Source organism: Streptomyces sp. NPDC007162 (assembly GCF_040634175.1).
Classification (GTDB): Bacteria; Actinomycetota; Actinomycetes; order Streptomycetales; family Streptomycetaceae; genus Streptomyces.
This window is the reverse complement of the sequence record NZ_JBEYFC010000498.1, coordinates 1-6,525: the sequence shown is the minus strand read 5'-3', so window position 1 is coordinate 6,525 and position 6,525 is coordinate 1. Positions and strand designations below refer to the sequence as shown.

The window sequence follows — 6,525 nt, the reverse complement described above, 5'->3', positions numbered from 1 at the left end:
CAACTGAGGCCGCGACAGCGGAGGAAGAGACGGGCCGGCAGCCGAAGGCGAGGGTTGATAAGCCACCCCGAAAGCCTCCCACTCACAAGGCCACCACACCCACCGAACTTACGAAAAGATCAGTAGGGCCTGTCTGACAATTCGCGTCGTCGCCCGCAGGGCGGCCCCGCGGCGCCAGGTGCGTGCTCTGGGGGTCCCCCGGCCGGAGGCTGGGGGAGCGTGCATGGCGTCGCGAGGCAGACGGGAATTGCCAGACAGGCGCTAGCCTCCGGTGAGCTGGCCGGCCGACGGCACCCGGTCGGTGACCGGGGCGCCGGCGCTCTTGCCCGCGTCCTTCACGTTGTTGATGACGTCGTTGAACGCGCTCGCCGCGTTCCCGTCGCCCTGGCGGAGCTTGGACGGCAGGTTCTTCAGCGCGTCGATGCTCGCGGAGAGCGGCGCGAGGGCCTTGGACAGCAGCGGGTCGCCCTGGGCGTTGCGTTTGGCGGCCTTGAGCCGGTTGTAGGCGAAGCCGCCCGCGGCGGCGGCCTTGATCAGGGCGAAGGTGCGGCCGTGGGCGCCCTTCTTGAACTTGCCCGCCTTCCACGGTTTGACGATCCACTGGTAGGTCGCTCCGGCCGCGAGACCCGCGTTCGCGACGAACCGGGTCTTGGCGAACTTCTGCTTCTCCGCGGACGTACTCGGACTGGGCGTGTCGGCCACGGGGACCGCCACCATGCCGGTGTCGGTCGACTTGCTCCGAGTACTGCCGGCGCAGGCGGTGACACCCGCGACCAGGGTGCAGCACAGGGTCAGCGCGACGACGAGGCGCCGTATCGGTACGGGCACGGGTTCCTCCCGTGTGTTTCTCGATGTCCTCCCCGAGCGGATGCTTCTTCCGGCAGCCTCACCCGGATGGCGGCATCGCGCCACTCGGGGCGATGCCTTGCAGGTTTCAAGGACCGTCCGGCGGCAAGCCGCAGGTTATGTCCTCTGAACGCGGTGCCAATCAGGCCGGTAGAGTCGTCGCGGTCGTCGCCGACGTCATGGCGCTCATCCTGGGCCTGTGGATCCTGATGTACCTGCTGGACGCGAACCGGGCGAACAGCCTGGTCCAGTTCGTCCATGACGCCGCCGCCTGGCTCGCAGGCTGGTCGCGCGACCTGTTCACCTTCGACGAGGCATGGGCGAGGGTGGTGGCGGGCTACGGCCTGGCAGCAATCGTCTACCTGTTCATCGGCCACGCCATAGCCAACCGCATGCACCGCCACTGAGCTCTTCCGGTCAGTGGAGCGCCCGTAGGGGGCGCTGGGGGTACCCCCGGCCGAAGGCTGGGGGAGGAACTGCGCGATCAACCACGACGCACCCGCACCCGCGACCGCGCGAAACCCCCCGCCCCACTAGGCGCAACAATCCACCTCAAGCCCGCTGGGAAGCTCCCCGCCCCCGAACACCGCACACGTGGCATCATGCCCCCCGAGCGCGGCCACGGCGAGCAGCAACGACCCCGCCGTCCACGTCGTCAGCTCCCGCGGCCACACCGCATCGTCCTCGTACACGTACCCGGTCCAGTACAGCCCCGACTCGTCGTCCCGCAGGTGCTGGATGGACTGCAGGATCTCCAGCGCCCGGTCGGACTCCCCGACCGCCCACAGTGCCAGTGCCAGCTCCGCCGACTCCCCGCCCGTGACCCACGGGTTGGGGACGACGCACCGCACCCCGAACCCGGGCACCACGAACCGGTCCCAGTCCTTCGCGATCCGCGCACCCGCCTCCGCACCGGTCAGCGCCCCGCCGAGGACCGGGTAGTACCAGTCCATCGAGTACCGGTCCTTGTCCAGGAACCGCTCGGGGTGCCTGCGGATCGCGTGCCGCAGCGCGCCCACCGCCAACTCCCAGTCCGGCTGCGGCTCTTCGCGCTGCTCGGCGATGGCGAGCGCGCAGCGCAGCGCGTGGTGGACGGACGAACTCCCGGTCAGCAGCGCCTCGTCGGCGGGCGTGCCGTCGTCCTCGCGGCGCCAGCCGATCTCGCCGCCCGGCTGCTGGAGCCGCAGCACCCACTCGACAGCCGCGTAGACGGCGGGCCACATCCGGTCGAGGAAGGTGTCGTCGCCGGTGGCGAGGTAGTGGTGCCAGACACCGACGGCTATGTAGGCGACGAAGTTGGACTCGCGGGCCCGGTCGGTGACGTCGTCGTGGGCGCCGTCGGCGTAGGCCGCGTACCAGGAGCCGTCCTCGATCTGGTGCCGGGCCAGCCAGGTGTACGCCCGCTCGGCGGCCTCGTGCTCACCGGCCGCGTCCAGGGCCATCGCGGCCTCGGTGTGGTCCCAGGGGTCGAGATGGTGCCCCCGGAACCAGGGGATCGCGCCGTCCTCCCGCTGCACGGCGAGGATGCCGCGGACGGTCGCGGCGGCCTGCTCGGCGGTGAGGACCCCGGGCAGGACGAGGTGTTCTGTCCGGGGGGTGGTCACTTGGCGGCCGCCTCGGTGTCCGACGGGGCGTTCGTGCCGTCGCCGGCCGGAGGCAGGTGCGGTTTGGTCGCGTAGACGACGACGCTCTTGCCGATGACCGGGTTCAGCGCCTGCTCGGCGACCCGTGTGACCAGCGGCTTCTTCATGATGTCCCAGACCAGCAGCTTGTGGTACGCACGCACCGGCAGCGCCTTGTCGTTGTCGACGCCGAACGCGCACTTCAGCCACCAGTAGGGCGAGTGCAGGGCATGCGCGTGGTGCGTGCCGTAGGGCCGCAGTCCGGCCTCCCTGATCTTCCCGATCAGTTCGTCGGCCTTGTAGATGCGGATGTGGCCGCCCTCGACCTCGTGGTAGGCGTCGGAGAGCGCCCAGCAGACCTTCTCCGGGCCGTAGCGGGGCACGGTGACCGCGATCCGGCCGCCCGGCCTGAGCACCCGCACCATCTCGGCGAGGACGCCCTTGTCGTCGGGGATGTGCTCCATCACCTCGGAGATGATGACGACGTCGAAGGACTCGTCGGGGAAGGGCAGGGCCAGGGCGTCGCCCTCCATGGCGGTGGCCGTGGCGCCCGCCGGGGCCTCACCGGCCTCCTTCATCGCCGCGAACCACTTGGCGACCTCGCGGATCTCCTCGCCGTTCTGGTCGAGGGCCACGACCTGGGCGCCGCGCCGGTAACACTCGAAGGCGTGCCGGCCGGCCCCGCAGCCGAGGTCCAGGACTCGGTCGCCCGGGGCGAGCGGGAACCGGGAGAAGTCGACGGTCAGCACGTGGCCCTGCTTTCGGGAGTGGATGCAACGTCTGCGCGGGGGACGGCCGCCGGGCGGCCGGGGGTGGTGGTGGGCGCGGGGCGCGTCCCCGGGCGGCCGGCGATGGCCTCGCGGTACCGGGCCACGGTGCCCTCCGCGGCGCGCGCCCAGGTGTAGTGCCGCAGCACCCGCTGACGGCCCGCGTGGCCGAGCCGCGCCCGCAGCTCCGGATCGCCCAGCAGCCGGCCGAGCCCGGCGGCCAGCGCGTCGGCGTCGCCCGGCGGCACCGCCAGGCAGGTCTCCCCGTCGCGCCCGGCGACCTCGGGGATCGCGCCGCCGGTGGTCGCGAGCAGCGGGGTGCCGGTCGCCATGGCCTCGGCGGCGGGCAGCGAGAAGCCCTCGTAGAGCGAGGGCACGCAGGCGACCTCGGCCGAGCGGACCAGGTCGACGAGCTCGGCGTCGGAGATGCCCTTCACGAACTGCACGGCGCCGTCGAGGCCGTACCGCTCCACGGCCTGGGCGACGGGCCCCTCGGTGGGCCGCTTGCCGACGACGACGAGGTGGGCGGCGGGGTGCTCGGTCCGTACCTTGGCGAGGGCCTCGACGAGGTACACCAGGCCCTTCAGGGGGACGTCCGCGCTGGAGGTGGTGACGATCCGGCCCGGCACCTGGGGCACGGCCGGATCCGGCGCGAAGAGGTCGGTGTCGGCGCCGATGTGGACGACGTGCACGCGGTCCTCGCGGACACCGAGGTGGTCGACGATCTCCTGGCGCGAGGTGCCGGAGACGGTGAGCACGGAGGGCAGCCGGCGGGCGACCCGCTTCTGCATCCGGGTGAAGGCGTACCAGCGCCGCACCGAGTACTGCCGCTGCCAGCCCTCGGCGGCGTCCAGTTCCAACTGCCGGTCCACGGTGATGGGGTGGTGGATCGTGGTGACGAGTGGCGCGCCGACGTCCCCCAACAGGCCGTAGCCGAGCGTCTGGTTGTCGTGGACGACGTCGAACTCCCCGGCGCGGGCGCGCAGATGGCGGCGGGCGCGCAGGGAGAAGGTCAGTGGTTCGGGGAAGCCGCCGGTCCACATGGTCGCGACTTCGAGGGCGTCGATCCAGTCCCGGTACTCGTCCCGCTTCGGCGTCCGGAAGGGGTCCGGGGAGCGGTAGAGGTCGAGGCTGGGCAGCTCGGTGAGGGTGAGGCCGGGGTATCCCTCGTCGAGGACGGGGTACGGCTGGGAGCCGATGACCTCGACCCGGTGGCCGAGCCGGGCCAGCTCGCGTGACAGGTGCCGTACGTAGACGCCCTGGCCGCCGCAGAACGGGTTCCCTTTATAGGTGAGGAGCGCGATGTCGAGCGGTCGCTCGCCGTCGGCGGCGGGTTCTTCCCTGGTACCCGCCCGCCTGGCCTCAGCGGTCACTCCGGGCCCCCTTCTCCCTGCACTTTCCCGCGAGGTTACGCCGGGACGCTAATCTAGAACAAGTTACAGACTTGATCGTTCAGGAGGCTCTGAATCTACCGGCAGGTAGGGGCGGAGTGAGCAGTGGATCAGGTGATTCGCGCCACGACGCGAACCCCTGCCATGCTGTCTGATCACTCGCCCTGAGCACTGCCCTCACCGACTGTCACGGACGGGACCCATGCCTGCGGAAGCCAAGGTGGACATCAGCGCCCGGCCGGCCTCTCCCCCGCTCACCGAGCGGCAGGAGGCGCGGCGCCGCCGGATCCTGCACGCGAGCGCGCAACTCGCCAGCCGGGGCGGTTTCGACGCCGTGCAGATGCGCGAGGTGGCCGAGTCCTCCCAGGTCGCGCTGGGGACCCTGTACCGCTATTTCCCGTCCAAGGTGCACCTGCTGGTCGCGACCATGCAGGACCAGCTGGAGCACATGCACGGGACGCTGCGCAAGAAGCCGCCGGCGGGCGAGACGGCGTCCGAGCGGGTCGCCGAGACCCTGATGCGGGCGTTCCGGGCCCTGCAGCGGGAGCCGCACCTGGCCGACGCCATGGTCCGGGCCCTGACCTTCGCGGACCGCAGCGTGTCCCCCGAGGTCGACCAGGTCTCCCGGCAGACCACGGCGATCATCCTGGACGCGATGGGGCTGACCGACCCGACCCCCGCCCAGCTCTCCGCCGTCCGCGTGATCGAGCACACCTGGCACTCGGCGCTGATCACCTGGCTCTCCGGGCGGGCCTCCATCGCCCAGGTCAAGATCGACATCGAGACGGTGTGCCGGCTGATCGACCTGACGGAGCCGGGCGCGGAACAGGAGGAGAAGAAGAGGTAGGCACGCGAAGACCTACGAGACGGGTTCCCTTCGCCGGTATGGTCCGGATCAGGTGATGGGGGTCGCCGTCCGGCCTTACCGCTGCCTTCCGACCTCTCAGCCCGACCGTCGACGTCGGCACCGGCGGATGCTTCTGCATCTGCGTCACGCCTGAGTCGGCTACTCCGCTCGGACTCCCTCACTCGCCTCGTAGGCTGCTCCCAGCATAGAACGTGCGGAGCGGAAGAGAACCCCCCATAGCGTATTTTTTACGTTTATCCGACACCGGAGCCCGGTCGCGGGGAGAATCGCCCCATGGCACTCATCCACCGCACCACCCTCGAGCCCACCAAGGTCGAACTCCTCTCCGCTTGGCTGCCCACCCGCCCCTGGTACCACGGCCCCGCCGTACCGGAGTTGGCGAAGGCCGGCGGGTTCCGGCTCGACGACCCCGAGGGCGAGGTCGGGATCGAGTTCATGGTCGTCACCGACGGGTCGGCGGCGTACCTCGTGCCGCTCACCTACCGAGGCGCGCCACTGGAGGGCGCCGAGCACGCGCTCGTGGGCACCATGGAGCACGGGGTGCTCGGTCCCCGGTGGGCCTACGACGGCTGCCACGACCCCGTGCTGACGGCGGGGCTGCTCGCCCTGATCGAGGGGCGCACCGAGGCGCAGGCACAGAGCCTCACCGACACCCCCGACCGGGAGGTCGCCCGCGGATACGCCGGCGACGGCCCCCTGAACGGGCTCGGCGCCCCCGTCGACACGGACGAGACCACCGAGTTCGCCGTACCGGACACCGACCTGGTCCTGCGACTGCGCCGCGTCCTGACCCCCGGCTCGACACCGCCGTCGGACGCACTCGGTCACGTCACCGGAGCCTGGGACCACCCCGAAGGCACCCGCCCCCGCACCGTGTTCGCCACAGTGGAACCCCGCCGGACCCACCGGCCCGCCTGACCCTCCGCCCACTCACCACCCACCCACGCGCCAGTCGCTCCCGCGACCACCCCTGCGACCAGCCCCGTCACCACCGGCCGCCCCCGCGGCCCCGAACCAGGCGCCGGGGCGGC

The 6,525-nt window shown here is 71.4% G+C and carries 7 protein-coding genes and 1 riboswitch; of the genes, 3 read left to right on the top strand and 4 right to left on the bottom strand.

Annotated features, from left to right (window positions below; all coding sequences use genetic code 11):
* Positions 1-261 precede the first annotated feature (261 nt).
* Complete coding sequence (locus ABZ646_RS37270; protein ID WP_360529322.1) at positions 262-828, bottom strand: hypothetical protein; 567 nt, start codon at positions 826-828, stop codon at positions 262-264.
* A 137-nt stretch (positions 829-965) separates the two neighbouring features.
* Between ABZ646_RS37270 and ABZ646_RS37265 the strand changes: the two genes are divergently transcribed.
* Entirely contained in the window at positions 966-1,253 is a 288-nt protein-coding gene (locus ABZ646_RS37265) for a hypothetical protein (RefSeq protein ID WP_360529319.1), read from the top strand.
* A 126-nt stretch (positions 1,254-1,379) separates the two neighbouring features.
* Here ABZ646_RS37265 and ABZ646_RS37260 read toward each other — a convergent pair whose 3' ends face one another.
* Genes ABZ646_RS37260 through ABZ646_RS37250 form a run of 3 tightly spaced genes read right to left on the bottom strand, consistent with a single transcriptional unit; the run spans position 1,380 to position 4,608 of the window.
* Positions 1,380-2,450, bottom strand: coding sequence for a prenyltransferase (locus ABZ646_RS37260; RefSeq protein WP_360529316.1), 1,071 nt, complete (start codon positions 2,448-2,450; stop codon positions 1,380-1,382).
* Positions 2,447-3,217: a class I SAM-dependent methyltransferase gene (locus ABZ646_RS37255; protein ID WP_360529313.1), complete on the bottom strand. Its 771-nt coding sequence runs from the start codon at positions 3,215-3,217 to the stop codon at positions 2,447-2,449. Before ABZ646_RS37255 ends, ABZ646_RS37260 begins: the two co-directional genes overlap by 4 nt.
* Positions 3,211-4,608, bottom strand: coding sequence for a glycosyltransferase family 4 protein (locus tag ABZ646_RS37250; protein ID WP_360529310.1), 1,398 nt, complete (start codon positions 4,606-4,608; stop codon positions 3,211-3,213). The genes ABZ646_RS37255 and ABZ646_RS37250 overlap by 7 nt, the downstream gene beginning before the upstream one ends.
* Before the next feature lie 220 nt (positions 4,609-4,828).
* On the opposite strand from ABZ646_RS37250, the gene ABZ646_RS37245 reads away from it, so the two are divergent.
* Both ABZ646_RS37245 and ABZ646_RS37240 read left to right on the top strand, forming a co-directional pair.
* Complete coding sequence (locus ABZ646_RS37245) at positions 4,829-5,473, top strand: TetR family transcriptional regulator (protein WP_360529307.1); 645 nt, start codon at positions 4,829-4,831, stop codon at positions 5,471-5,473.
* An 8-nt stretch (positions 5,474-5,481) separates the two neighbouring features.
* Positions 5,482-5,663: riboswitch (TPP riboswitch) on the bottom strand.
* Between the two features lie 104 nt (positions 5,664-5,767).
* Positions 5,768-6,412 (top strand): 1,4-alpha-glucan branching protein, encoded by a 645-nt coding sequence (locus ABZ646_RS37240; protein WP_360529304.1) that lies wholly within the window; start codon positions 5,768-5,770, stop codon positions 6,410-6,412.
* The last annotated feature ends 113 nt before the right edge of the window (positions 6,413-6,525 follow it).

Excerpts from the sequence above, each read along its gene's own strand:
- ABZ646_RS37265 (WP_360529319.1), top strand. The coding sequence starts at position 966 with ATGTCCTCTGAACGCGGTGCCAATCAGGCCGGTAGAGTCGTCGCGGTC.
- ABZ646_RS37245 (WP_360529307.1), top strand. The coding sequence starts at position 4,829 with ATGCCTGCGGAAGCCAAGGTGGACATCAGCGCCCGGCCGGCCTCTCCC.
- ABZ646_RS37240 (WP_360529304.1), top strand. The coding sequence starts at position 5,768 with ATGGCACTCATCCACCGCACCACCCTCGAGCCCACCAAGGTCGAACTC.